The 24427-nt window shown below is 71.7% G+C and carries 24 protein-coding genes; 9 read left to right on the top strand and 15 right to left on the bottom strand.

The window, feature by feature from the left end; all coding sequences use genetic code 11:
• Positions 1-95 precede the first annotated feature (95 nt).
• A complete protein-coding gene (locus tag BLV96_RS31145) occupies positions 96-578 on the bottom strand; it encodes a transcriptional regulator (protein ID WP_091389749.1) in 483 nt (160 codons plus the stop codon).
• Positions 579-939: 361 nt separating this feature from the next.
• Positions 940-1095 carry a hypothetical protein gene (locus BLV96_RS50005; protein WP_167379779.1) on the bottom strand — a complete coding sequence of 52 codons (156 nt, stop codon included), beginning with the start codon at positions 1093-1095 and terminating at the stop codon, positions 940-942.
• A 116-nt stretch (positions 1096-1211) separates the two neighbouring features.
• On the opposite strand from BLV96_RS50005, the gene BLV96_RS31140 reads away from it, so the two are divergent.
• Both BLV96_RS31140 and BLV96_RS31135 read left to right on the top strand, forming a co-directional pair.
• The gene (locus BLV96_RS31140) at positions 1212-1985 is read left to right on the top strand and encodes a crotonase/enoyl-CoA hydratase family protein (protein ID WP_091389746.1); all 774 of its coding nucleotides are present in this window, start codon (positions 1212-1214) and stop codon (positions 1983-1985) included.
• A gap of 170 nt (positions 1986-2155) precedes the next feature.
• Positions 2156-2686 (top strand): GNAT family N-acetyltransferase, encoded by a 531-nt coding sequence (locus BLV96_RS31135; protein ID WP_091389743.1) that lies wholly within the window; start codon positions 2156-2158, stop codon positions 2684-2686.
• Here the strand turns inward: BLV96_RS31135 and BLV96_RS31130 are convergent.
• Complete coding sequence (locus BLV96_RS31130; protein ID WP_091389741.1) at positions 2683-3819, bottom strand: CaiB/BaiF CoA transferase family protein; 1137 nt, start codon at positions 3817-3819, stop codon at positions 2683-2685. The two genes, BLV96_RS31135 and BLV96_RS31130, sit on opposite strands and share 4 nt — an antisense overlap.
• Before the next feature lie 11 nt (positions 3820-3830).
• Entirely contained in the window at positions 3831-4982 is a 1152-nt protein-coding gene (locus tag BLV96_RS31125) for an acyl-CoA dehydrogenase family protein (protein WP_091389738.1), read from the bottom strand.
• Positions 4983-5076: 94 nt separating this feature from the next.
• On the opposite strand from BLV96_RS31125, the gene BLV96_RS31120 reads away from it, so the two are divergent.
• From BLV96_RS31120 to BLV96_RS31110, 3 genes are all read left to right on the top strand, one after another.
• Positions 5077-5694 carry a TetR/AcrR family transcriptional regulator gene (locus BLV96_RS31120; protein WP_091389735.1) on the top strand — a complete coding sequence of 206 codons (618 nt, stop codon included), beginning with the start codon at positions 5077-5079 and terminating at the stop codon, positions 5692-5694.
• A gap of 84 nt (positions 5695-5778) precedes the next feature.
• Positions 5779-6741 (top strand): hypothetical protein, encoded by a 963-nt coding sequence (locus BLV96_RS31115; protein WP_091389732.1) that lies wholly within the window; start codon positions 5779-5781, stop codon positions 6739-6741.
• A gap of 112 nt (positions 6742-6853) precedes the next feature.
• Positions 6854-8464, top strand: coding sequence for a succinic semialdehyde dehydrogenase (locus tag BLV96_RS31110; protein WP_091389728.1), 1611 nt, complete (start codon positions 6854-6856; stop codon positions 8462-8464).
• A gap of 3 nt (positions 8465-8467) precedes the next feature.
• Here BLV96_RS31110 and BLV96_RS31105 read toward each other — a convergent pair whose 3' ends face one another.
• From BLV96_RS31105 to BLV96_RS31070, 8 genes are all read right to left on the bottom strand, one after another.
• On the bottom strand, positions 8468-11491 hold the full coding sequence (locus tag BLV96_RS31105; protein WP_086678777.1) for a helix-turn-helix transcriptional regulator: 3024 nt from the start codon (positions 11489-11491) through the stop codon (positions 8468-8470).
• 62 nt (positions 11492-11553) lie between these two features.
• A complete protein-coding gene (locus BLV96_RS31100; protein ID WP_086678776.1) occupies positions 11554-11760 on the bottom strand; it encodes a hypothetical protein in 207 nt (68 codons plus the stop codon).
• A 159-nt stretch (positions 11761-11919) separates the two neighbouring features.
• On the bottom strand, positions 11920-12123 hold the full coding sequence (locus tag BLV96_RS31095) for a DUF397 domain-containing protein (protein WP_086678775.1): 204 nt from the start codon (positions 12121-12123) through the stop codon (positions 11920-11922).
• 12 nt (positions 12124-12135) lie between these two features.
• Positions 12136-13038 carry a helix-turn-helix domain-containing protein gene (locus BLV96_RS31090; protein ID WP_086678774.1) on the bottom strand — a complete coding sequence of 301 codons (903 nt, stop codon included), beginning with the start codon at positions 13036-13038 and terminating at the stop codon, positions 12136-12138.
• 379 nt (positions 13039-13417) lie between these two features.
• The gene (tesB, locus tag BLV96_RS31085; protein ID WP_086678773.1) at positions 13418-14314 is read right to left on the bottom strand and encodes an acyl-CoA thioesterase II; all 897 of its coding nucleotides are present in this window, start codon (positions 14312-14314) and stop codon (positions 13418-13420) included.
• A gap of 36 nt (positions 14315-14350) precedes the next feature.
• A complete protein-coding gene (gene pyk / locus BLV96_RS31080) occupies positions 14351-15775 on the bottom strand; it encodes a pyruvate kinase (RefSeq protein ID WP_086678772.1) in 1425 nt (474 codons plus the stop codon).
• A gap of 245 nt (positions 15776-16020) precedes the next feature.
• The gene (locus tag BLV96_RS31075; RefSeq protein ID WP_086678771.1) at positions 16021-16686 is read right to left on the bottom strand and encodes a DUF2461 domain-containing protein; all 666 of its coding nucleotides are present in this window, start codon (positions 16684-16686) and stop codon (positions 16021-16023) included.
• 55 nt (positions 16687-16741) lie between these two features.
• A complete protein-coding gene (locus BLV96_RS31070) occupies positions 16742-17965 on the bottom strand; it encodes a glycoside hydrolase family 18 protein (protein WP_086678770.1) in 1224 nt (407 codons plus the stop codon).
• A gap of 168 nt (positions 17966-18133) precedes the next feature.
• Between BLV96_RS31070 and BLV96_RS31065 the strand changes: the two genes are divergently transcribed.
• Positions 18134-18442 (top strand): ArsR/SmtB family transcription factor, encoded by a 309-nt coding sequence (locus BLV96_RS31065; protein WP_208608368.1) that lies wholly within the window; start codon positions 18134-18136, stop codon positions 18440-18442.
• 10 nt (positions 18443-18452) lie between these two features.
• On the opposite strand, the gene BLV96_RS31060 is transcribed toward BLV96_RS31065, so the two are convergent.
• Complete coding sequence (locus tag BLV96_RS31060) at positions 18453-18794, bottom strand: winged helix-turn-helix transcriptional regulator (RefSeq protein WP_086678768.1); 342 nt, start codon at positions 18792-18794, stop codon at positions 18453-18455.
• Between the two features lie 64 nt (positions 18795-18858).
• Here BLV96_RS31060 and BLV96_RS31055 point away from each other — a divergent pair, with 64 nt between their 5' ends.
• Entirely contained in the window at positions 18859-19332 is a 474-nt protein-coding gene (locus tag BLV96_RS31055; RefSeq protein WP_086678767.1) for a group II truncated hemoglobin, read from the top strand.
• A gap of 36 nt (positions 19333-19368) precedes the next feature.
• Complete coding sequence (locus BLV96_RS31050) at positions 19369-20805, top strand: aromatic amino acid ammonia-lyase (RefSeq protein ID WP_086678766.1); 1437 nt, start codon at positions 19369-19371, stop codon at positions 20803-20805.
• A 26-nt stretch (positions 20806-20831) separates the two neighbouring features.
• Here the strand turns inward: BLV96_RS31050 and BLV96_RS31045 are convergent, their stop codons facing one another.
• On the bottom strand, positions 20832-21857 hold the full coding sequence (locus tag BLV96_RS31045) for a 6-phosphofructokinase (protein WP_086678765.1): 1026 nt from the start codon (positions 21855-21857) through the stop codon (positions 20832-20834).
• Between the two features lie 284 nt (positions 21858-22141).
• Between BLV96_RS31045 and BLV96_RS31040 the strand changes: the two genes are divergently transcribed.
• A complete protein-coding gene (locus tag BLV96_RS31040; RefSeq protein ID WP_086678764.1) occupies positions 22142-23221 on the top strand; it encodes a 3-deoxy-7-phosphoheptulonate synthase in 1080 nt (359 codons plus the stop codon).
• Between the two features lie 245 nt (positions 23222-23466).
• Here BLV96_RS31040 and BLV96_RS31035 read toward each other — a convergent pair whose 3' ends face one another.
• Positions 23467-24324, bottom strand: coding sequence for a DMT family transporter (locus BLV96_RS31035; RefSeq protein ID WP_086678763.1), 858 nt, complete (start codon positions 24322-24324; stop codon positions 23467-23469).
• Positions 24325-24427 lie beyond the last annotated feature (103 nt).

Genomic DNA, 24427 nt, shown 5'->3' with positions numbered 1-24427 from the left:
GGTGTCGACGAAGTGTCAACGAGCCCGCGCAGGTTAGCGTTACGCGGGTCGCCGAAATCCTCTCACCACGCCGGTTCACCCGGCCGTGTGAAACGTCAGGCGGACTTCTGCTGCCGCGCGAGCCGCGCGACGCACCAGGCCGGGGCGCTGCCGCGGCGCAGGTGCTGCAGGACGGTCATCGGCCCGAGCCGGCGGCTCAGGTCGGACGGCGCGAGCCCGGCCGCCCGGTAGTCGAGGGCCCGCTGGTCGAGCGGGCTGATGCCGGCGTTCCACCACTCCTCGGCCTCGGCGACGCCGCCGACCATCTGCCACCAGCCCGCGGCGGCGGTGAGGAGCTCTTCGGGCACGTCCGGCAGGCGGCTGCGCATCGCCGCGAGGTAGCCGGGATCGGCCGACTCGACGGGGACGAACCGGGACTGCCCGGTCCGGGCGCGCTGGCCGGGGATGCCCGGGGCCTGCGCCGGCGCGTCGGCCAGCCACGCGGACGCGATGCGGTCGACCTCCTGCTCTTCGGGGGTCTGCTCGCGCTCGGCTGCCCACTGCCGGATCAGCGCGTCCACTCCGGGATCTCCGGTCATCCCTGCCTCCTTGTAGGTCCCCGACGGACAGGCCCTGACGCCTGTCCCACGCGGTGGTGCCGCACGCACCAACCTGCACCTTGCTGAGTGGAAACTGCCTGCGTACCGGGGGTCTCCGGGGGGAGGGCGAACCACCCGATCACGCAATGTGAGCACCGTAGGGCCGGGGTGGTCTCCTTCGCCAGACCCCGGCAGCCACGAATTCGCCGACCTGCGCGTTTTCGGCCGCAATCCACCCGGATGGTCGAGTGCCGGGGTCCGAAATCCGAGATTCGTGACACTGAGTGATTTACCGTCCGCTAACACACAGGGTGACGGCCGGCGCCGCGGTTCGCGGGGCCGGTGGGCGACGTCGTGCGGGTCAGGAGAAGAGCGACCGGAAGAACGTAACGATGGCTTCGGCGCCGTCCTTGAGCCAGCCGAGGACGCGGTGCACGAAGTCGGCGGACTGGTTGGGCTGGGTGATCAGGAAGAAGAGCACGAGCGCGACGACACCCACGATGAGAACTTTCTTCATGCCGCTCGACATCGGCTTCCTCCCCGGCTCGCCGCGCCCGTCCTGGGAGTGGCCACGTCAATACTCTAGGGAAGGCGTGCCCGGAAGACACCCTGATCAACCCCTGAGGAGCGGCGATGACGCGGAACGTGCTGGTCGAGCGCGACGGCGGGGTGACGACGGTCACCCTCGACCGCCCGGCCGCCCGCAACGCCGTCGACGGGCCGACCGCGGCCGAGCTGGCCGAGGCGTTCCGCGAGTTCGACGCGGACCCGGAAGCCGCGGTCGCGGTCCTCACCGGATCGGGTGGCGCTTTCTGCGCCGGCGCCGACCTGAAGGCGATCGGCACCGACCGGGTGAACCGCACCCACCCGGACGGGGACGGCCCGATGGGTCCGACCCGGATGCGGCTGTCCAAGCCGGTGATCGCGGCCGTGCACGGGCACGCGGTGGCGGGCGGGCTGGAGCTGGCGTTGTGGTGCGACCTGCGGGTCGCGGACGCCACGGCGGTGTTCGGGGTGTTCTGCCGCCGCTGGGGCGTGCCGCTGATCGACGGCGGGACGGTCCGGCTGCCACGGCTGATCGGCCAGTCCCGGGCGATGGACCTGATCCTGACGGGGCGGGCGGTGGACGCGGCGGAAGCGTTCTCGATCGGGTTGGTGAACCGCCTGGTACCGGCGGGCGAAGCGGTTTCCGCGGCGCAGGAGCTGGCGCGCCAGCTGGCGGCGTTCCCGCAGACGTGTCTGCGCGGCGACCGGATGTCGGCGCTGGAGCAGTGGGGGAAGTCCGAAGAGGACGCGCTGACGGCGGAGTTCGCCGCGGCGATGGGCGCGGGGGTCCTGGCGGCGGAGGCGGTCGACGGGGCAGCCCGCTTCGCGGGCGGCGAGGGCCGGCACGGCAGCTTCGGCTGAGGCGGGCTGAAGGGCACCTTCAGCGCATCTCATGCAAGGAAGGTGCCCTTCAGCGCGTCTCGTGCAACAAAGGTGCCCTTCAGTTCACGGTCTGCAACCCCGGTTCACCGGACCGGCTGGATCGCGCGCCGTCCCGCGGTTTCCGGTCAAGCGGCCGATAAGGTCGCCCGATGGACGACGATGTCGACAGAGTCGTGCTCCGGCCCGTGGCCGAAGGCGATCTCGACCTCCTGGAACGTCTGACCAACGATCCCGTCGGCGCCGGGGAGCACCAGTGGTTCGGCTGGCACGATCCCGGCTTCCTGCGCCGCCGGTGGCTCGAGACCGGCATGCTCACCGCCGAGACCGGCATGCTCGTGCCGACGCTCGGCGGCCGCGTCCTCGGGCTCGTCTCCTGGCACCGCAGCCGCAGCGGGCCAACGTCCTACTGCTGGAACGCCGGCCTCGTCCTGGCCCCCGAAGCGCGTGGCCACGGCTACGGCACCCAAGCCCAGCGCCTGCTCGTCGAATACCTCTTCGCCCACACCCAGCTCAACCGGGTCGAAGCGACGACCGAGGTCGGCAACCGCGCCGAACAACGCTCGCTCGAGAAAGCCGGCTTCACGCGCGAAGGAATCCTTCGCGGCTACGACTTCCGCGACGGCGAGTGGCGCGACCACGTCATCTACTCGGTCGTGCGCTCCGACCTGGCGAAGAACTAGGCGATCGCCCCCGCCGAACGCAGGCCCCCGAGGTCCGTGACGCCCAGTTCCGCCAGCACCGCTTCGGTGTCGGATCCCTTGGCACGCGGGGCTTCCGGCGTCGACGGCGGCGTCCGGTCGAACCGCGGTGCCGGCGCCGGCTGGACCATCCCGCCGATCTCGACGAACGTGCCGCGCGCCGCGTTGTGCGGGTGCGACGCCGCTTCGCCCGGGGCCAGGACCGGTGTCAGGCACGCGTCGGTGCCTTCGGCGCGCGCCACGAGGTCGTCGCGCGTGTACTTGCCGATCGCCGTCGCGAGGATTTCGCGCAGGCGCGGCCACTGCGTCTTGTCCACGTGCAGCGGCAGCGAATCCGGGTCCAGTTCGAGGACCTTCACCAGGTCGCCCCAGAACCGCATCTCGATCGCGCCGACGGCGACGTACTTGCCGTCCGCGGTCTCGTAGGTGTCGTAGAACGGGGCCCCGCCGTCGAGCATGTTGTCGCCGCGTTCGCCGCCCCAGAGCCCGGCGGCGGCCATGCCGTGCAGGCTCGTGGTGAGCAGCGCGGCGCCGTCGACCATCGACGCGTCGACGACCTGGCCGCGCCCGGACGAGTTCCGTTCGTACAACGCGGCCAGGATGCCCATCGCCAGCAGCAGCCCGCCGCCGCCGAAGTCGCCGACGAGGTTGAGCGGTGGCACCGGCCGCTCGCCCGCGCGCCCGATCGGCTCGAGCGCGCCGGCGATGCCGATGTAGTTGATGTCGTGCCCGGCCGCCGTCGCCAGCGGGCCGTCCTGGCCCCAGCCGGTCATCCGGCCGTAGACCAGCCGCGGGTTGCGGGCGTGCACGACGTCCGGGCCGAGCCCGATCCGCTCGGCGACGCCGGGCCGGAAGGGCTCGATGAGGACGTCGGCGGTCTCGCACAGCTTCAGCACCAGTTCGACGCCTTCGGGCGTCTTGGTGTTGATGCCGACCGACCGGCGGCCGCGGGCGAGCGGGTCGGTCGGGATGCCGAGCACGTCCTTCCCCGGCGTCGCACGGTCGACGCGCACGACGTCGGCGCCGAGGTCACCGAGGATCATCGCGGCGAAGGGCCCGGGGGCGAGACCCGCGAGCTCCACCACCTTCAGGCCGCTGAGCGGACCTGCTTTCATGGTCGGTCCTTTCAGAGCGAGCGGGAGATGATTTCCTTCATGATCTCGCTGGTGCCGCCGAAGATCCGCGAGATGCGGACGTCGGCCCAGGCACGCGCGATCGGGTACTCGGTCATGTAGCCGTAGCCGCCGAAGAGCTGCACGCAGTCGTCGATCACCTTGTTGACGCGCTCGGTCGTCCACAGCTTCGCCATCGCCGCGCCCTGGACGTCGAGCTCGCCCTTGAGGTGCCGTTCGATGCACTGGTCGAGGAACGCGCGCGACACCGCGGCTTCGGTGGCGGCCTCGGCGAGCTTGAACTTCGTGTTCTGGAAGCCGAAGATCGGCCGGCCGAACGCCGTGCGCTCCTTCGTGTACTCGAGCGTGAGGTCGACCGCGGCCTCCAGCCCAGCCACCGCGGTGACGGCGATGATCAGCCGTTCCTGTGGCAGCTGCAGCATCAGCTGGAAGAAGCCCTGGCCTTCGGCGTCGCCGAGCAGGTTGGCGGCGGGCACGCGGACGTCGTCGAAGAACAGCTCGGCGGTGTCCTGGCCCTTGAGGCCGACCTTGTCGAGCACGCGGCCGCGGCGGAAGCCCGGCGTGTCCGTCTCGACCACGATCAGCGAGACGCCCTGGGCGCCCGCGTCCGGGTCGGTCTTCACCGCGACGACGACCAGGCCGGCGTGCAAACCGTTGGTGATGAACGTCTTCGCGCCGTTGATCACGTAGTGGTCGCCGTCGCGGACCGCGCGCGTCTTGATGCCCTGCAGGTCCGAGCCGGTGCCGGGCTCGGTCATGGCGACCGCGCCGACCAGCTCGCCGCTGGCCATCTTCGGCAGCCATTCGCGCTTCTTCTCTTCCGAAGCGTAGGCGAGCAGGTAGTGCGCGACGATTCCGTTGTGGACGGTGACGCCCCACGCGCTGTCGCCGGAACGGGCCTGCTCCTCGTAGAGGACGGCCTCGTGCGCGAACGTGCCGCCGCCCCCGCCGTACTCCTCGGGGATCGACAGGCAGAGCAGGCCGACGTCGCCGGCCTTGGTCCACAGCTCGCGGTCGACCTTCTTCTCGGCCGCCCAGCGCTCCTGGTGCGGCACGGCCTCCTTCTGCAGGAACGACCGCGACAGCTCGCGGAGGTCTTCGAGCTCGGTGGTCATCCAGGAGCTCTTGGGGAGTTGAAGCGGCACGGGACCCTCCTGCTGGAAAACATGACGATCAGCATGTAAGTTCTCTGCGGAATGTACATCCGTACCGGCCTGTAGGTAAAGCAGGGAGGCCGCGGTGACCGAGACGGCGCACCGGACCCAGGCGCAGCGGCGCGAACAGACCCGCACGGCGCTGCTCGACGCGACCATCGACTGCCTGGTCGACGTCGGGTACGCGCGCACGTCGGTGCAGGAGATCTGCGCCCGGGCGGGCGTGTCGAAGGGTGCCGTGCAGCACCACTTCACCGCGAAGGCCGAGCTGATGGCGGCCGCCGTCGAGCACTTGACGACCAAGCTGCGGCGCCAGCTCGCCGCTTCGCTGGACGAGCTGCCCAGCGGCGGCACCGGCGTCGCCGCGGCGATCGACCTGCTCTGGACCGGCTACTCGGGCACGCTCTCGACCGCCGTCACCGAGCTGTGGGTCGCCGCCCGCACCGATCCCGAGCTGCGCGCGGCCATCCGCCCGGTCGACCGCGCGCTCGGACGCGCCACGCTCGAGCACGTCACCCAGGTCGCCGGCGAGCTGCCGCCCGAACGCGCCGAGATGCTGTTCTGGCTCACCGTGAACCTGACCCGCGGGCTGGCGCTGGACGCCGAGCTCGGCGGCGACCCGAACCGGCGCCGGCAGCTGCTGGAAGAGTGGAAGCGGATCGCCGTCCTGCTCTACCAGGACGCAGCCACTGCGCCAAGCTGACCAGCGGGGCACCGCAAGGGCTGGAATACCCCTTATCCGCCCGGCGGATTCGTGGTCCAATCCCCCCGATGGAGGGGAGTTTCCGTGACCGCGACGCCGTACCAGAACCCCTACGGCCCTCCCCCGGGGCAGCCGCCGCAACCGCCACGGCCGCCCGCCGACGCCGGCGCGCGCCTGCGGCTCGTCGCCGCGATCGTCGGTGTCCTCGCCGCGATCGTCGTGCTGGCCGGGTCGTTCCTGCCGCAGACCAAGTTCGAGCAGGTCGTGAGCGGCAAGACGGAGAGCAGCCAGACGATCAGCGCCTGGTCGCGCTCGTTCGCCGTCGAACCCGGCGACGAAGCCAGGAAGTTCTACGAGAACACCCACGTCGCGCGCTACGGGATCCCGCTCTCGGCCGGCGCGCTGGTGCTGCTGGCCGGCGCCGGCCTGGCGTTCGCGGGGGCGCGGCGCTCGGCGGGCAACGGGGTGCGCTCGGGTGCCCGGACGGCGCTGGTGGCCGGTGGCGCGGGCGTGGCCGCGGCGGTGTGGATGCTCGGCATGGACGTCTCGGCGACGTTGAGCTACGAGTCCGACGACCAGACGCTCAAGTCGCTCTACTCGACCGGCCTCGGGTTCTGGGTCCTGCTCGGCGGCGGCGCGCTGGCCGCGGTGACGCTGGTCCTCGCGGCGCTGGCCGGACGGCAGGCGCCCGCCACCGCGCCGGCCGGGCTGCCGGGGCCGTACGGCGGGCCGTACCAGCAGCAGCCGAGGCCGTACCCGGGACCGCCGCAGCAGCAGTTCCCGCAGCAGCCGTACACCGGCGCGCAGCCCCCGTACCCGGCGCAGCAGCCCTACCCCGCCGCGCCGCCGTCCCAGCCGTTCCCGGCGCAGAGCGGCCCGCCTTCGCAGCCCTTCCCGGCGCAGTCCGGGGAGCCGTCGCAGCCCGGCGGGTTGTCGGCGCGGCTCGAAGACCCCTACGGCGGCGCGACGCAGGCCCACCCGCCGCCGAAGCAGGACCCGACCGAGCCGAACTACCAGCTCCCGCCGCTGAATCCACCCAATACGTGAAAGATATTCATATCAGGCTGGACATCTGACGTACCGACGGTATGGTGTACTCGTCGGTAACCCCTGCGCGGCGTCGCGCCCGGACCTCCGGACGCCGCGGAACGGAGACGTCATGACCAGCACGACCCCCGCGAACGCCATCGAAGACACCCCGTTGCCGCCGACCGTCGGCGGGGTCGCCGGGGCGCCCGGCTCGGCGCGGGCGGCCCAGCTCGTCGCCCGCGTGGCCGGGGGCGCCGACTCGGCGCCGATCCGCATGCACGCGCCCTTCACCGGGCAGCCGATCGCGACGCTGCCCCAGGCCACCGACGCCGACGTCCGCGCGGTGTTCGGGAGCGCCCGCACGGCCCAGCGGGCCTGGGCGGACCGCTCCCCCGCCGACCGCGCCCGCGTCCTCACCCGGCTGCACGACCTCGTGCTGGCCAAGCAGGACGAGGTCCTCGACCTGGTCCAGGTCGAGGCGGGCAAAGCGCGACTCGACGCGTTCGACGAGGTCAGCGCGACGGCCCTGGTCGCCGCCTACTACGGCAAGCACGCGGCGAAGATCCTCGCCCCGCGCCGGGTCGCCGGGGTCATCCCCGGCCTGACCCGCGCCGGCGAGATCCGCCACCCCAAGGGCGTCGTCGGCGTCATCTCGCCGTGGAACTACCCCCTCGCCCTCACCGCGATGGACGTCCTGCCGGCGCTGGCCGCGGGCAACGCCGTCGTGCAGAAGCCGGACAACCAGACCGCGCTGTCGGCGCTGTGGCTGCACGAGCTCGCCGAGGAAGCCGGGCTGCCGGCCGGGACGTGGCAGATCGTGCTCGGCCGCGGCTCGAAGATCGGCACGGCGCTGGTCGAGGAGTCCGACTACCTGTGCTTCACCGGTTCCACGCCGACCGGCAAGGAGCTGGCCGGGCAGGTGGCGAAGCGGCTGACGTCGTACTCGCTGGAGCTCGGCGGCAAGAACCCGATGATCGTGCTGCCCGACGCCGACATCGCGAAGGCCGCCACGGGCGCGGTGACCGCTTGCTTCTCCTCGGCGGGCCAGCTGTGCGTGTCGGTCGAGCGGATCTACGTCCACGAGGACATCCGCGACGAGTTCACCCGCGCGTTCGTCGCGCGGACCGCGGCGGTGAAGCTCGGCGGCGCGCTGGACTACCACGCCCAGATGGGGTCGCTGACCTCGCAAGAGCAGCTCGCCGCGGTGTCGGCGCACGTCGAGGACGCCCGCGCGAAGGGCGCGTCGGTGCTCACCGGCGGCCGCGCCCGGCCGGACCTCGGGCCGCTGTTCTACGAGCCGACCGTCCTTTCCGGCGTCACCCCGGACATGGCGCCGTTCGCGGACGAGACGTTCGGGCCGGTCGTCTCGATCTACGGCTACACCGACGTCACCGACGCCATCGACCGCGCCAACGACACGCCGTTCGGGCTCAACGCGAGTGTCTGGTCGCGCAACGGCCGCGCGGGCTGGGAGGTCGCGGCGCGGCTGAAAGCCGGGACGGTCAACGTCAACGAGGGGTACGCCGCGACGTTCGGCAGCGTCGGCGTCCCGATGGGCGGCATGAAGGACTCGGGGGTCGGGCGCCGCAACGGCTCCGAAGGCCTGCTGAAGTACACCGAGTCCCAGTCGATCGCGCTGCAGCGCGGACTGGCGCTGCGGCCGCCGAAGCGGGTGCCGGGTTCGCTGTGGTCGCGCGGCATGACGTTCGGCCTCAAGGCCCTGCGCCGGCTGCCGCGCTGACCCTCACGCGTGTTCGGCCGTGGGCGCCGTGAGGAGCCCACGGTCGTACGCGATCGCCACCGCCTCCGCGCGCCGGCTCGCGCCGAGTTTCGCCATCACGCGGGACAAGTGGACGCTGACCGTCTTCTCGCTGATGTACAGCTCCTCGCCGACCTGACGGTTCGTCCGGCCGAGCGCCACGCGCTCCAGGACGTCGCGTTCGCGGTCGGTCAGCGGGTCCGTCACCGCGCGCACCGGCGCCAGGGGTTCGGCGCCGGCGAGTTCGACGCGGGCACGGTGGGCCAGGTCGCGGACCGCGTCGCGCAGCGGGATCGCGCCGAGGCGGACCGCCACCGCGTGGGCCGCTTCGAGCGCCGGGCCCGCGTCACCGTCCGCCGCGAGCAGCGCTTCGGCCTCGTGCCAGCGGCAGACCGCCTGCTCGTAGACCGCGCCGTAGCCGAACGCCGCCGCGGCGGCCGCCCACTTCCGGGCGTCGCCCCGGCCGGTCAGGCAGGACGCCGCCGCCTCCAGCCGGGCCAGCCAGGCCCGGCCCTCCGGCCCGAGCGTGCCCGACCGCGGTTGCCCGACGACCGAGCACATCCGGCCGTGCGCCAGCAGCCGCTCGCCCGCCGCCACCGCGGCACCGGCCGCGGCCTGGTCGCCGCGGACCCGGGCGTCGGCGGCCTGCGCGGCCGCGGCGGACACGCCGAGGGCGGCCATCCGGATGCCCGCGAGCAGGCCGGGTTCGATTCGCTCCAGCCAGCCGATGGTGTCCTCGGCCCGGCGCACCCCCTCGGCGTGCTCACCGCGCCAGTACGCCAGCTCGATCCCGGCGCCGCCGGCCGACAGCGGGATCTGCATGTCCGCGGTCCAGTGCTGCCGCAGCCCGGTGATCAGCTTCGCGGCCTCGTCGAACCGGCCGCGGGCCACGACGAACTGCGCCCAGATGGCCTGGATCCGCGCGGCGACCGCACTGGACACCCCGCGCCCGGCCCGGCCGGCGCTCTCGTCCGGCCAGTCGCCCATGACGTACCGCAGGACCAGCTGCCCCGCCCGCAGTTCGAGCCCGAAGGTGCTCCAGCTCAGCCCGGCTTCCTCGGCCCGCGCGACGCCGCGTGAAGAGTGCTCCAGCGCTTCGGCGAACTCGGCCTGGTCGACGTAGCTCAACGCGAGGAAGTAGATCGCGCGGATCTCGGTGTTCGGTCCTCCGGCATCGCGAGCCTTCTGCTCGGCCTTGCGCAGCCACTCGCGGGCCTCGGTGGCGTCGCCCCGCGAGTCGGCCAGCGTGCCCAGCGTGACCAGCGCCGACGCTTCCGCACCCGCCGCCCCGACCGCTTGCGCGTCGGCGACCGCGGTACGCGCGCTGTCGAGCGCCGCCTCCGGCTGTTCGAGGATCCGGAGGAACCCGGCCCGGCTGGCGAGCACCCACGCACGGGTGCCGCTCGGCTCGGTGTCCTTCACCAGGTCCCACGCCCGGTCGATCGCCGCGACCGCCTCGTCCAGGGTGCCTTCCAGCGCCAGCAGCGCTTCCGCCAGCCGGCGCCACGTCTTCGCGGCGCGGTCGGCCGACGTCTCCGGGGTCAGCGCCTGGGTGGCCGAGCGCGCGAACGCGGCCGCCCGCTCGGGTTCGCCGGACGTGCCCGCGAAGTAGGACGCCTCGTGCAGCAGCCGCAGCTCGTCGAAGCCCTCGGGCCGGTCGGCGGCCGGCACGGCGTCCCAGATGGACAGTGCCTGTTCGACGTGCTGCAGCGCCGATCCGGGCGCGCCGAGCTTCTCGGCCTCGTCCATCGCGCGCAGCAGCGCCGGCAGCGCGGTGACCAGGTCGCTGCTCTGCATCGAGTGGTAGGCCAGCTTCGCGTCGTGGCCGCGGCCCTGCGGCCGCGCCAGGATCCGGGCGGCGTACGCGGCGTGCGTGCGCGACCGCTCCCCCGGCAGCAGGTCGCCGTACACCGCTTCCTGCAGCAACGCGTGCCGGAACGTGTAGGAGCCGTCGGACAGCACCACCAGGACGTGGTGCTGGACGGCTTCGCGCAGGGCCTCGTCGAGTTCCAGCTCCCCCAGCGCGGAGACCTCGGCGAGCGCCGCGTGCATCACCGGCTCGTTGGCCACCGAGATCACCCGGGCGACCCGCCGCGTGTCCGGCGAGAGCCGCTCGAGCCGGGACAGGAGCACTTCGGCGAGCCCGGCGGGCAGGTCGTTGCACTCGGTCTGGGTGGCGAGCAGCTCCTCGGCGAAGAACGGGTTGCCCTGGGAGCGGGCGACGATGTCGGCCACGACGTCGGCGGACATCGGCTCGTCGGCCAGTGCCTCGACGAACTTGCGCGCGTCGGCGGCCCCGAACGGGCGCAGGTCGACGCTCTCGACGGTGGCCAGCCGGACCAGTTCGGAGAGCAGGCCGCGCAGCGGGTGGCGCCGGTGCACGTCCTCCTCGCGGTAGCTGCCCACGACCAGCAGCCGCTGCGCGCGCAGCCGGCTGAGCAGGAAGGACAACAGGTTGCGGGTCGAGGCGTCGGCCCAGTGGAGATCCTCCAGCAGGATCACCACCGGGCGCGCCTCGGAAACCTCGGTCAGCACCCCCAGTACCGCGTCGAACAACTGCAGCTGACCGAGATCCTGCTCGGGCCGGGGACGCACCATGGTCTCCCGGTCGTTCGAGGTCATCGGCGGGTGTTCGGCCGGGCGGGGCTCTTCGACGCCCTGGCCCTGCGGCAGGAGCCGCCCGAGCGCGGGGCGCAGCCGCACCGCCGCGGCCACCGCCGGGTCCGCCGCGCTGCCCAGCGGGGCGAGCGCTTCGGCGAACGGAAGATAAGGAAGACCGCCTTCGCGGACGTCGATGCAGCGGCCGGTGAGCACCAGCCCACCGCACGCCTCGACGTGCTCGGCGAGCGCGGTCAGCAGCCGGGTCTTGCCGACCCCGGCGTCCCCCGAGAGCAGCACCGCGCCGGCCTCGCCGCGTTCGGCACGGGCGAAGGCGGCGCGGAGCCGTCGCATCTCGTGGGTACGGGCGACGAGCGGGATTCCGGAGCCGAGTCGGGGCACGAGGAGCATTGTTGCTCACCCCACCGACAGTTTCCGACCGCTTATCGCCATTGACACCATCTCGCCGCCCCTTACCGGGCGGTTTCGACGCCGGCGGTCTCCCGCGCGGCTTCGCGGCGCTCCTGCGCCGGGACGGTGACGTCGGTCCGCGTGGCCCGCAGGTGGCGGACGGCGCGGCGGGCGCGGGCGGCCCAGGCGCTGCGCCCGGCCTTCCGCAGTTCCTCGGCCCGGTAGGCCGCTTCGGCGCGGACCGCGTCGAGCATCAGATCGCTGTGCATCGTGTTCCCCTTGTTCCCGAGTTCTCCGGTTTGGTAGCACTCAGGTTCGTCCTGAGGGGGCACCTCAGGCATCGGGTGATCACGCAGCCCTACGCGCGAAAAGACCCCTTACTCCCGGTCGAGCCCAGCTCGGCGGGGGTAAGGGGTCTTCCAAGCGCCTCAGTCGTGCGCCGGGCCGCCGGGCCGCACCGCGGCCAGCAGCCCCCGCCAACCCGACGCGGGCAGGCGGAACGCACCACCTTCGGGGTCCTTCGAGTCGCGCAGCGCGGCCCCACCGTCGACGAACGCGACCTCGACGCAGTCGTTGCCGCCGCCGCTGTGGCTGCTCTTGCGCCACCGCGCCCCGGAGAATTCGTCTTCCATCGTCCCCACTCCTTACTGTGTCCTCGGTTCCAGTTGGTGCACCGGAGCCGGTACGGCCGCCTGTTCGGCGAACCGCCCGGCCGCCTCGGCGATCAGGTCCACCGAGTCGTCCGGCTTCAGTGCGGCCGCGCGCAGATGGTCGAACATCAGCCCGTAGCGCCGGACGTCTGTGGGTTCCTCCAGGTAGAGGCCGCTGGACGTGCTGTCGTCGACGTAGACGACGTCCGGGTCGGCCTGCTCGGGGAACCCCATGATCAGGAAGGGACCTTCCATGCCCGGGTGCGCGCCGGCCCCGAACGGCACGACCTGGATGGTCACGTTCGGCTTCTCGGCGACCGCGACCATGCGGTAGAGCTGCTCGGCCATCACCTCGGGACCGTCGACGACCCGGCGCAGCACGGCTTCGTCCATCACCGCCCAGTACTCCGGCGGCGGGGTGTCCGAGAGCAGCTCCTGGCGGGCCATCCGGGCGGCGACGCGGCGGCGGATCTCGGCGTCCTCGGCGTCCGGCCGCAGCGCCCGGATCACCGCGCGGGCGTAGCGCTCGGTCTGCAGCAGCCCGGGCACCAGCAGCGCCTGGAACGCGCGCAGCGAACTGGCGTCGGCCTCGAGCCCGACGAACGTGCCGGTGAAGACCTCGTTGTAGGCGTGCCACCAGCCGCGCTTGCGGGCCTCCCGGGCCAGCTGGACGAGCGCCTCCTGCTCGTCGCCGGTGATCCCGTAGAGGGCCAGCATGTCGCGGGCGTCACGCGGGGTGACCCCGACGTGGCCGGTCTCGATGCGGCTGATCTTCGAGGCCGAGCACTCGAGCTTTTCGCCGACTTCGTCGATCGTCAGGTCCGCGGCTTCGCGCAGCCTGCGCAGCTCGCCCGCGAGCCTCCGGCGGCGAACCGTGGGGCTCTGTCCCCTTGCCATGGCGCACCTCCGGGATGTCGACGGCGTCGTAGCCGTTCGCTTGCTGCCAGTATCCAACATGAACGGTCGAGTAATCGCACGGCTCCGATTACCCGACCCGGTCTCGTGTCGAATCTGCAATTTGCAAAATGCTTCTGTATGCTCACACCCTGCGCGACGACAGGACGCGGCCAGGGCGCGGCGGGCTTCTCCCCCAGACCCTCGCTGAGCCTGTGATCAGCGTAGACGAAGATCGGGCGGCGCGCCGCACGGTCATCGACGGAAGAGGGCCGGGGCCGTCCCCCGATCGGCCCCGGACCTCTTCCGTGTGTCGACGCCCTATTGGCAGAATGATTATTCCGCCCATTTGTCGCCCGTAAGGGTGATTTCCCGACCGGCGTCAGAGGACGCGCAGGAGTCCTTCTTGGACGACCGTCGCGATGAGCGTGCCGTCCTCGGCGAAGAACCGGCCCGTGGCCAGTCCCCGCGCGCCCGAGGCCGTCGGCGAGACGCTGTCGTAGAGGAACCATTCGTCGGCGCGGAAGGGCCGGTGGAACCAGAGCGCGTGGTCGAGGCTCGCGCCGAGCACCTTGTCGGTGTCCCAGTAGACGCCGTGGCGCGCGAGCACCGAGTCCAGCAGCGTCATGTCCGAGGCGTAGGTCAGCACGCAGACGTGCAGCAGCTGCTGGTCGGGCAGCTTCCCGTCGGCGCGCATCCAGACCTGGTTGCGCGCGGGCAGCTCCCCGGTTTCGCGGGTGACCCACGGCGGTTCGTTGACGTAGCGCAGGTCGATCGGCCGCGGCCGGCTGTGCGCGCCGATCGCGTAGCCCTCGGCGCGTTCCATCAGCGTCGGCAGCGTCTCGGGCGCGGGCACGCCTGCCGGCATGGTCTCGGCGTGCTCGATGCCCGGTTCGTCCTTCTGGAACGACGCCGACAGCGAGAAGATCGCCTTGCCGTGCTGGATCGCGACGACCCGGCGGGTGGTGAACGACCGGCCGTCCCGGATGCGGTCGACCTCGTAGATGATCGGCACGCTGGGGTCGCCGCCGCGGATGAAGTACGCGTGCAGCGAATGGACGCGGCGTTCGTCGGGGACCGTCCGCCCGGCCGCGACCAGCGCTTGGCCGGCGACCTGCCCGCCGAACACGCGCACCGGCGAGTGGGCGGGCGAGACGCCGCGGAAGATGTTCTCCTCGATCTTCTCGAGGTCCAGCAGCGCGATCAGGCGGTCCAGCACCGGCTGGCCGCCACCCGGGATCTCCAGTTCGGTGGCGGCCGTCCTGGCCATTTCAGTCATGGCCAGACCTTATGTGCTGCGGGGGCGGGACGTCCCTTATGCGTGGTCGTCTTCACCGAGGCGGTGCACGTGGATCAGGTTGGTCGAGCCCACGGTGCCCGGCGGGGAGCCGGCGACGATGACGACCAGGTCGCCCTTCTGGTACTTGCCCATGTCGAGCATGGCGTGGTCGACCTGCTGGATCATCTGGTCGGTGGACTCCACGCGCGGCACGATGTGGGTGTTGGTGCCCCACGTCATCGACAGCTGGCTGCGCACGCAGTCTTCCGGCGTGAACGCCAGCAGCGGCAGCCGCGTGTGCAGCCGCGCCAGGCGGCGCACGGTGTCGCCGGACTGCGTGAAGGCGACCAGCGCCTTGGCGTTGAGCCGCTCGCCGATGTCGCGGGCGGCGTAGGAGATCACGCCGCGCTTGGTGCGCGGGACGTGCGTCAGCGGCGGCACGATCGGCGAGTCGGTCTCGACCGCCTCGACGATCCGGGCCATGGTCTGCACGGTCTCGATCGGGTACCGGCCGACACTGGTCTCGCCGGAGAGCATGACCGCGTCGGTGCCGTCGAGGACCGCGTTCGCGACGTCGGAGGCCTCGGCGCGGGTCGGCCGGGAGTTGTTGATCATCGACTCGAGCATCTGCGTCGCGACGATGACCGGCTTCGCGTTCTCGCGGCAGATCTGGATGGCGCGCTTCTGCACCAGCGGGACCTGCTCCAGCGGCAGCTCGACGCCGAGGTCGCCGCGGGCGACCATCACCGCGTCGAAGGCCAGCACGATGGCTTCGAGGTTGTAGACGGCTTCGGGCTTCTCGATCTTGGCGACGACCGGCAGGCGTCCCTTGCCGACCCGGTCCATCACCTGGTGGACCAGGTCGATGTCGGCGGGCGAGCGGACGAAGGACAGGGCGACGAAGTCCACGCCCAGCTCGAGGGCGAACTCGAGGTCCTCGATGTCCTTCTCGGACAGCGCCGGCACGGAGACGTCCATGCCGGGCAGCGAGACGCCCTTGTTGTTGCTGACGGGACCGCCCTCGGTCACCTCGCAGACCACGTCCTGGCCCTCGACACCCTTGACCACCAGGCCGACCTTGCCGTCGTCGACGAGCAGGCGGTCGCCGGGCTTGGCGTCCTTCGCCAGGCCCTTGTAGGTGGTCGAGACGCGGTCGTGGGTGCCGGCGACGTCCTCGACGGTGATCCGGACGACATCGCCGGTGTGCCACTCGACCGGCCCGCCGGCGAAGGTGCCGAGGCGGATCTTCGGGCCCTGCAGGTCGGCGAGGACGCCGACCGCCCGGCCGCTCTCGGCGGCCGCAGCCCGGATGAGGTCGTAGACCTCCTTGTGGTCGCCGTGGCTGCCGTGGCTGAAGTTCATCCTGGCCACGTCCATGCCAGCGTCGACGAGGGCCCGCATCTTCTCCGGCGTAGCGGTGGCGGGGCCCATGGTACAAACGATCTTCGCGCGTCGGCTCACGTTCGCACAGCGTAGTCCCTCTTCGCGCGTTCGTCTGTACCGATCCCGAAAAGTTCAGAAAAACTGTTCAGAAACCGGTCCGGTCCAGGGGTCGTCTCCTGGGTTGCCGCGCTTGGGGTTGACGAGGCGGGGCGGGTGGGCGCGGCCGCGCGGGGTCGGCCGACAAGCCGGTCGGCGCGGGGGCGCACCGGCGGGACCTGCGCGACCAGGCGAGGGCCGGCGCTGGGCGTCGCTCACCCGCGTGGTTAGCGGCGCGGCAGCTCGCTCGGCCCGACCCGGTCGCGGGCCCACTCGTTGAACTCGCGCACCTGCCGCCACGCCTTCTTCACCCGCTCCAGCGCACCCCGCTCGTGCAGGACGTCGTCCGGCTCCCAGGCGCGGACCGCGTACACCGAGCGGTAACGCAGCAGGTCCAGGCGCGGGTGCTCGGCGTCGAACCCGCGGGGCTTCGACTTCAGCCGGTCGCCGCGGATCTCCCAGCCGGCCTTCTCGAGCTTCTTCAGGATCTTCTCGAGCGCTTCGCCGTGCAGCTCGGTGTCGACGGCCTTGCGGAACCGCGCGATCTGGTCGGACGCCAGGTGGAAGCAGCCCCCGCCGACGCGCAGCCCCTCGGGACCGACCTCGACGTAGTAGGCACCGCCGCCGCGGCCCTGCTCGATGACCGCCCCACAGTGGGTCTTGTACGGCGTCTTGTCCTTGGCGAACCGGACGTCGCGGTAGGGGCGGAACACCTTGGGCTCGCCGAAGCCGTCGGAGAACTCCGGCGCGAGCTCGGCGAGCAGCGCCTCCATCGGGGCGCGGACGTCGGACTTGTAGGTCTCGACGTGGTCGTCCCAGTAGGGCTTCGAGTTGTCCTCCACGAGACCGTCGTAGAAGTCGACGGCGTACTCGCCGAATCCGCTGAACTTCACGCCCAGGACAGTAAACGGGGGCACCGACAAGTTCTGCCGGTGCCCCCGCCGAACGCTACTTCGCGACGGCCGTGATCAGCTCGCCGTTCGTGGTGTCGCCGGACAGCTCCCAGAACATCGCGCCGCCGAGGCCCTGCGTCTTCGCGTAGGAGACCTTGCCCGCGATCGTCGACGGGGTGTCGTAGCTCCACCAGTTGCTGCCGCACTTGGCGTACGCCGTGCCGGCGACCGTGCCGGTCGACGGGCAGGACGTCTTGAGCACCTTGTAGTCCTCGATGCCCTGCTCGTACTTGCCCGGCGCCGGGCCGGTCGCGGTGCCGCCCGGGGTGCTCTGCGTGACGCCGGTCCAGCCGCGGCCGTAGAACCCGATGCCCAGCAACAGCTTGCCCGCCGGGACACCCTTGCTCTTCAGCTTCTGGATGGCCGCGTCGGAGTAGAAGCCGGCGGTCGGGATGCCGTTGTACGACGTCAGCGGCGAGTGCGGAGCCGTCGGGCCCTGCGCGGCCCACGCGCCGAAGTAGTCGTAGGTCATCACGTTGTACCAGTCGACGTACTGCGCCGCGCCGCCGTAGTCGGCCGCGTCGATCTTGCCGCCGCTCGTGCCGTCGGCGGTGATCGCCGAGGTGACGAGCTTCGAGCCGAACTTGGCCCGCAGCGCGCCCATCAGGTTCTTGTACGCCGCCGCGCCGCTGGTGTCACAGGAGAGACCGCAGGCGTTGGGGTACTCCCAGTCGATGTCGATGCCGTCGAAGACGCCGGCCCAGCGCGGGTCGTTGACGAGGTTGTAGCAGGAGTTCGCGAACGCCGTCGGGTTCTGCGCGGCCTGCCCGAAGCCGCCCGACCAGGTCCAGCCGCCGAACGACCAGAGCACCTTCAGCCCGGGGTGCTTCGCCTTGAGCTTCTTGAGCTGGTTGAAGCTGCCGGCGAGGGGCTGGTCCCAGGTGTCGGCGACGCCGTCCACGCTGCCCGCCGCGTCGTAGGTCTTCTGGTAGTCGGCGTAGGCGTCGCCGATCGCGCAGCCGCCGTTCGTCACGTTGCCGAAGGCGTAGTTGATGTGGGTCAGCTTGCTCGCCGAACCCGACGTCTCGATGTTCTTGACGTGGTAGTTGCGGTCGTAGACACCCCACTCGGTGAAGTAGCCGACCACCTTGCCGACCGAGGCCTGCGCGGTCTCGGTGGCGGCGGTGGCCACCGGGACGGTCGCGGCGCCCGCGACGAGGCCCGCGGCGGCCGCCACGGTCAACAGTGCCGAGAAGCTCTTCCTGCGGAAACGGGACATGCGTTCTCCCTCCGGAGAATTACTCACGGCGACGGTGCCGGAGTGGTGGGGACCACACCACCGTAAGTGGACTAGACCACTAGGTCAATGGTTCAGACCAAGCAGCCCGGTGGTCGGCCCGTGCATTCCTTGACAGGAATATGCCCGGCGGAGCACATTTCGGGGGTGATGCAGACGTTCGAAGTGCTCGCCGAGCCCCGCCGCCGCACGATCCTGGACCTGCTCCGCGCCGGCGAGCGGTCGGTCGGCGAGCTGGTCGACGAGCTGTCCCTCAGCCAGCCCGCGGTGTCCAAGCACCTGCGGGTACTGCGCGAGGCCGGGCTGGTGACGGTGCGGGTGGCGGCCCAGCGAAGGTGCTACGCGCTGCGGCCGGAGCCGCTGGCCGAAGTGGACGCGTGGCTGGCGCCCTACCGCGCCTTCTGGTCGGACCGGCTCGACGCGCTGGAACGCCGGCTGGACGAAACCGATCCCCGCTGAGCGGGACGACCTAGTCCGACGGCGCCGGCTCGAAGGCGATCCCGCGGTCCGCGGCCCGGCGCTCGCCCCACTCGTACAGCGCCTGCAGCGCCGGGCGGAGCTCCTCCCCCACCTCCGTCAGGTGGTACTCCACGTGCGGCACCCGGCCGTCGAACTCCACGCGGCGGACGATCCCGTCCGCCGCCAGCTCGCGCAGCTGCTGGGTCAGCATCTTCTCGCTCACCCCCGGCACGCGCCGCCGGAGTTCGCCGTAGCGGTGCGCGCCCTCCTTCAGGTGCGCCAGGATCACCGGCTTCCACTTGCCGCCGATCAGGTCGACCGCCAGCTCCGTCGCGCAGTGGTACCGCTTCATGTCGCTCCTACGCACCGGAAAGTACGTGGTTGCCCGCCCGGAAAACCACTGGTTGCCTGAGCGGGTGATCGTGCCAGAAACCCCCACCCTCCACGACTGGGCCGGCGGCCGCGAAGCGCTCGTGAGGCTGCTGACGATCTTCTACGGCCACGTCCTGGAAGATCCGCTGCTCGAACCCGTCTTCCGCGGCATGGACCCGGAGCACCCGAAGCACGTCGCCGTGTGGCTCGGCGAGGTCTTCGGCGGACCGGCCGAGTACTCCGCGAGCCACGGCGGCCACGCCCACATGGTCGGGCGCCACCTCGGGCGCGGCATCACCGAAGAGCAGCGCCGCCGGTGGGTGACCCTGCTGCTCGACGCCGCCGACGAGGCCGGCCTGCCCGCCGACCCCGAGTTCCGCGCCGCGTTCGCCGGCTACCTCGAGTGGGGCAGCCGGCTGGCCGTCGTCTTCTCCGCGCCCGGCGCCGAGCCGAACCCGCACGAACCCGTCCCGCGCTGGGACTGGCCGATGCCCCCCTGGCAGCCGCCCGCGTCCTAGCCGCATAGTGAGGGGCAGCCGGAAAGGAGGCTGCCCTTGATCCGGGTGGACGGCCGGACCCTCAGGTGCGCCGACGTCGTGACCGCGGCGCGCACCGACGGGCCGCTGGGTATCGACGTCTCGATCGCCGCGCTGCGGGCCGCCGAGCACGCGTGGAAGCTCGCCGAGGACCTGAGCACGCGGCGGGTGGTCTACGGCCGGACGACCGGCGTCGGGGCCAACAAGGACGACACCGTCGAAAGCTCGCGCGAGCACGGCCTGCGGCTGTTGCGCAGCCACGCGGGCGGCAGCGGCGACGAGATGCCGCCCGGGCAGGTGCGCGCGATGATGCTGATCCGCCTCAACCAGCTCCTCGCCGGGCGTTCGGGGATCAGTCCCGAGCTGATCGGCGCGCTGGCCGAGGCCGTGCGCACCGGCGCGTTGCCGCTGGTGCACCGGCTCGGCGCGATCGGCACCGGCGACCTCGCGCCGCTGGCCGAGACGGCGCTGGCGCTCACCGGGGAACGCGCCTGGGTCGGCGGGAACGTCCCGCCGGTGCCGGTGCACGCGGGTGACGCGCTGGCGTTCATGAGCAGCAACGCCGCGACGCTCGCCGAAGCGACCCTCGCGGCGATGCGGCTGGACACGCTGACGCGCGCGAGCCACGCCATCGCGGCGCTGACGTACGTCGCGCTCGACGGCAACCCCGAGGCGTACGCGACGCCGGTGCACGAAGCGCGTCCGCACGCCGGGCAGGTCGCGTGCGCCGCGGAAATGCGGCGGCTGCTGGGCATGCACCAGACGCCGAAGCCGGGCCGGCGGATCCAGGACCCGTTCGGGCTGCGGGCGTTCCCGCAGGTGCAGGGCCCGGCGCTGGACGCGATCCACTACCTGCGGGACGTCCTCGCGGTGGAGATCAACGCCAGCACCGAAAACCCGATGATCTCGACCGTCCACGGCGACGCCTACCACCACGCGCACTTCCACACCGCGTACGTGTCGACGGCGCTGGACCAGGCCCGCGCGACCGTGCACCAGGTGGCGGAGCTGTCGGTGGCGCGGCTCGGCGACCTCGTCGAGCCGGAGTTCACCGGGCTGCGGCCGTTCCTCGCGGCAGGCCCGTCGGGCAGTTCGGGTGTGATGATCCTGGAGTACGTGGCGCACGACGCGCTGACGGAGCTGCGGCAGGCGGCGCTCCCGGCGACCCTGGGCACAGCCGTGGTTTCGCGCGGGATCGAGGACCACGCGAGCTTCTCGACGCAGGCGGCCCGCGCGGCGACGGCGGCCTGCTCGGCGTACCAGCAGGTGCTGGCGTGCGAGCTGGTGGCGGCGGTCCGGGCCCTGCGGATGCGCGACGCCGACCTGGTGGACCTGCCGGTGCGCGACGCCTACGACACAGCGGCATCCGTGCTGGACGAGAGCGTCGACGACCGGCCGCTGACCGACGACATCGCCGCCGCGGTCGGCGTCCTGGACTCACTCGCCCGGATCTGACGCCGACCGCGGTGGGGCGGGATGACTCAGCCGAAGAAGACTTCGGCTTCCTGGTAGCGCTCTTCCGGGACCGTCTTCAGCTCGGCCGTCGCCTCGGACAGCTTCACGCGGACGATGTCCGTGCCCTTCAGGGCGACCATCACGCCGAAGTCGCCGTCGGCCACCGCGTCGACCGCGTGCAGGCCGAAGCGGGTCGCCAGGACGCGGTCGTACGCCGTCGGGGTGCCGCCGCGCTGGACGTGGCCCAGGACCACCGCGCGGGACTCCTTGCCGGTGCGGTGGGCGATCTCGTCGGCCAGCCAGGTGCCGATGCCGCCGAGGCGGACGTGCCCGAAGGCGTCCTTCTCGCCGGTCAGCAGCTTCTCCTCGCCGCCCTCGGGCAGCGCGCCCTCCGCGACGACGATGATCGGCGCGTACTCCTTCTCGAAGCGGCTCTCGACGTAGGAGACGACCTGGTCGACGTTGAAGTGCTTCTCCGGCACCAGGATGACGCTCGCGCCGCCGGCCAGGCCGGAGTGCAGCGCGATCCAGCCGGCGTGGCGGCCCATGACCTCGACGACCAGCGCGCGGTGGTGCGACTCGGCCGTGGTGTGCAGCCGGTCGATCGCCTCGGTCGCGATGGAGACCGCGGTGTCGAAGCCGAAGGTGTAGTCGGTGGCGCCGAGGTCGTTGTCGATCGTCTTGGGCACGCCCACGACGCCGATGCCGTCGTCGGTGAGCCGCTTCGCGACGCCGAGGGTGTCCTCGCCGCCGATCGCGATCAGCGCGTCGACGCCCTGGTCGGCCAGGACCTGCTTGATCTTGTCGACCCCGCCGTCCACCTTGTACGGGTTGGTGCGCGACGACCGCAGGATGGTGCCGCCGCGGGTCAGGATGTCCTCGACGTCGTTGAGGCCGAGCGGGCGGCTGTCCCCGGTGAGCGGGCCGTTCCAGCCGTTGCGGAAGCCCACGAAGTCCCAGCCGTGCACCTCGATGCCCTTACGCACCACGCCGCGGATCACCGCGTTGAGCCCCGGGCAGTCGCCGCCGCCGGTCAGCACACCGACACGCATGAGAAGCCTCCGTCTGTTCTCTGGAGATGACAGTCACAGTTCGTCGCTCGCCAGAGTAGCGGCTCGCGTCTTGATCGGTGCAGCCCGGACCACCTGCCGAATCGGTCCGGCTCCGGGGTGTGCTACCTTGGCGCCGTGCAGCGCTATTTCTGGTTTACGAAGCCGGCCCCGGGTGGGCACGGCGGCGTGAACCTGCGCTGACTCCCACCCCCGAGCCGGATTTCCGAACCGGCTCGGCGAGGGTCCCCCCGCGGGTCGGTGTCCACCAGGAAGGACCCCCCGCGATGACACTCTCCGCCGGACCCGCCGCCATCGGTGACCTCGACGCCGCCCGCACGACGTCGATCAGTCCGCTCATTTCGCCCGCGCTGCTGCGCGAAGACCATCCCGCCGGAGCCGCCGTCGCCAAAGTGGTGCGGCAGGGCCGTTCCGAGACGGTCGACATCCTCGACGGCCGGGACGACCGGCTGCTCGTGGTCGTCGGCCCGTGCTCGGTGCACGACCCGGAAGCCGCGCTCGACTACGCCCGCCGGCTGGCCGCGAAGGCCGACGAACTGCGCGACGACCTGCACATCGTGATGCGCGTGTACTTCGAGAAGCCGCGCACCACGCTGGGCTGGAAGGGCCTGATCAACGACCCGGACCTCGACGGCACGTTCGCGGTCAACAAGGGCCTGCGGATGGCGCGCAAGCTGCTGCTCGACGTCTCCGAGCTGGGCCTGCCGGTCGGCTGCGAATTCCTCGACCCGATCACCCCGCAGTTCATCGCCGACATCGTGACGTGGGGCTCGATCGGCGCGCGCACGGCGGCGAGCCAGGTGCACCGCCAGCTGTGCAGCGCGCTGTCGATGCCGGTGGGCATCAAGAACTCGACCGAGGGCGACGTCCAGGTGGCGGTCGACGCGACCCGCGCGGCCGCGGCGAGCCACGTGTTCCCGGGCATCAACACCGACGGGCTGGCGGCCCTGCTGACGACGGCGGGCAACCCGGACTGCCACGTGATCCTGCGCGGCCACAACGGCGGCCCGAACTACGACGCGGCGACGGTGGCGGAAACGCTTTCGCGGCTGGCGAAGTCGGGCCTGCCGGAGCGGGTGATCATCGACGCTTCGCACGGCAACAGCGGTAAGGACCACGTGCGGCAGGCCGCGGTGGTCCGCGAGCTGGCCGCGCGGATCGGCGACGGTGAGCGCATCACCGGCCTGATGATGGAGAGCTTCCTGGCGGCGGGCCGGCAGGACCTTTCGCTGGGGCACCCGGAGCAGCTGACGTACGGCCAGTCGATCACCGACGCGTGCTTGGCGTGGGACGACACGGCCCCGCTGCTGGACGAGCTGGCCGCCGCGGTCCGCGCGCGCCGCTGAGAGGTCCCCGGCCTGGGGGTCCCCCGGTTTTTACGTTACCGGGGACCACCGACAGTTTTCGGACCCGAAGCGGGCCGGGGGACGCTGCCGGCGGCCGAGGTGGCGGCACGCGTGCTGTCGCGAATGACTCATCGGGGGCACCAGAGGTCCCGAATGAGTCATTCGCGACGCGTCCGCCGGTGAGCTGCCGGTCGGCGATGTCCTGAACGACTCGTTCAGGTCGCCCGACGTCATGAACGACCCTTTCATAACGTCCGCCGGCGCACGCTGCCGAGGAAAACTCCCGCGAGCACCACCGCCCCACCGAACAGCTGCGAGCCCGTCAAGCTCTCCCCCGCCAGGAGCACCGCCCACCCGAGCCCCGCCACCGGAACCACGTTGAGCAGGTTCACCGCGACACTCGGCTCCAGCCCGCGCAGCCCGTGGTTGTACAGCAGGAACGCCGCCACCGAACAGAACACCGCGAGAAAACCGATCCGCACCAGGGTTCCGCCGGACGGCACGCTCCACCGTGGAGTCTCCGTCAGCGACAGCAGAACGAATCCACCCGCGCCCGCCAGCGTCTGGTAGTAGGTCACCACGATCGGCGACGCACCCGACCTGTCCCGCCGCACCACCAGGTTGTACGCCGCCCACGCGAAGCCACCCGCGACCAGCAGCAGATCACCCCACAGCCGGTGACCGCCGCTCTGCTCCCGTACCACCAGCCAAACCCCGGCCAACGCCAGCAGCATGCCCGCCAGCCGGACCGGGGAGAACGCCGCGCGGCCGGACAGCACCAGCGTGATGATCGGGTAAGCGGCGACGATCAGCGTCGCGTCCGACGCCGTCGCGAGGTCGACGCCCGCGTTCTCCAGCGCGAAGTACGCCGTGATCCCGAGCAGGCCCGCGAAGCCCATGGACAGCCGGTCGCGAAGCGGCGGCCGCGGAAACCGGCGAGCCGCCACGCCGAGGACGGCCGCCGCCAGGACGAACCGGAGCGCGCCGAGGGTCATCGGCGGGACCTCCGCCAGCACCACCTTGGTGACCGCGAACGAGCTGCTCCAGATCAGCGCGGCGGCCAGGACGGCGGCCACCGAGAGGCCACGCGTTTCTGTGATCATGGCGCGAGGTTAAGCAACGAACGGACAGCGCCCGAGAACCAGCGTGTTAGATTCGGCAACTGGCAAAGAACGCCGAACTTCACATCAGCACGGGGAGAAGACA

It is taken from the genome of Amycolatopsis pretoriensis (assembly GCF_900107925.1).
Classification (GTDB): Bacteria; Actinomycetota; Actinomycetes; order Mycobacteriales; family Pseudonocardiaceae; genus Amycolatopsis; species Amycolatopsis pretoriensis.
The sequence above is the reverse complement of the archived record's forward strand: the minus strand, read 5'-3'. Positions and strand labels throughout refer to the sequence as shown.

Bases quoted from the DNA above. Each gene is read 5' to 3' on its own strand.
- BLV96_RS31090 (WP_086678774.1), bottom strand. From the start codon at position 13,038: ATGGCAAGGGGACAGAGCCCCACGGTTCGCCGCCGGAGGCTCGCGGGC.
- BLV96_RS31135 (WP_091389743.1), top strand. From the start codon at position 2,156: ATGGACGACGATGTCGACAGAGTCGTGCTCCGGCCCGTGGCCGAAGGC.
- tesB (WP_086678773.1), bottom strand. From the start codon at position 14,314: ATGACTGAAATGGCCAGGACGGCCGCCACCGAACTGGAGATCCCGGGT.
- BLV96_RS31145 (WP_091389749.1), bottom strand. From the start codon at position 578: ATGACCGGAGATCCCGGAGTGGACGCGCTGATCCGGCAGTGGGCAGCC.
- BLV96_RS31040 (WP_086678764.1), top strand. From the start codon at position 22,142: ATGACACTCTCCGCCGGACCCGCCGCCATCGGTGACCTCGACGCCGCC.
- BLV96_RS31035 (WP_086678763.1), bottom strand. From the start codon at position 24,324: ATGATCACAGAAACGCGTGGCCTCTCGGTGGCCGCCGTCCTGGCCGCC.
- BLV96_RS31070 (WP_086678770.1), bottom strand. From the start codon at position 17,965: ATGTCCCGTTTCCGCAGGAAGAGCTTCTCGGCACTGTTGACCGTGGCG.
- BLV96_RS31065 (WP_208608368.1), top strand. From the start codon at position 18,134: ATGCAGACGTTCGAAGTGCTCGCCGAGCCCCGCCGCCGCACGATCCTG.
- BLV96_RS31110 (WP_091389728.1), top strand. From the start codon at position 6,854: ATGACCAGCACGACCCCCGCGAACGCCATCGAAGACACCCCGTTGCCG.
- BLV96_RS31140 (WP_091389746.1), top strand. From the start codon at position 1,212: ATGACGCGGAACGTGCTGGTCGAGCGCGACGGCGGGGTGACGACGGTC.
- BLV96_RS31130 (WP_091389741.1), bottom strand. From the start codon at position 3,819: ATGAAAGCAGGTCCGCTCAGCGGCCTGAAGGTGGTGGAGCTCGCGGGT.
- BLV96_RS31100 (WP_086678776.1), bottom strand. From the start codon at position 11,760: ATGCACAGCGATCTGATGCTCGACGCGGTCCGCGCCGAAGCGGCCTAC.
- BLV96_RS31105 (WP_086678777.1), bottom strand. From the start codon at position 11,491: ATGCTCCTCGTGCCCCGACTCGGCTCCGGAATCCCGCTCGTCGCCCGT.
- BLV96_RS50005 (WP_167379779.1), bottom strand. From the start codon at position 1,095: ATGAAGAAAGTTCTCATCGTGGGTGTCGTCGCGCTCGTGCTCTTCTTC.
- BLV96_RS31095 (WP_086678775.1), bottom strand. From the start codon at position 12,123: ATGGAAGACGAATTCTCCGGGGCGCGGTGGCGCAAGAGCAGCCACAGC.
- BLV96_RS31045 (WP_086678765.1), bottom strand. From the start codon at position 21,857: ATGCGTGTCGGTGTGCTGACCGGCGGCGGCGACTGCCCGGGGCTCAAC.
- BLV96_RS31060 (WP_086678768.1), bottom strand. From the start codon at position 18,794: ATGAAGCGGTACCACTGCGCGACGGAGCTGGCGGTCGACCTGATCGGC.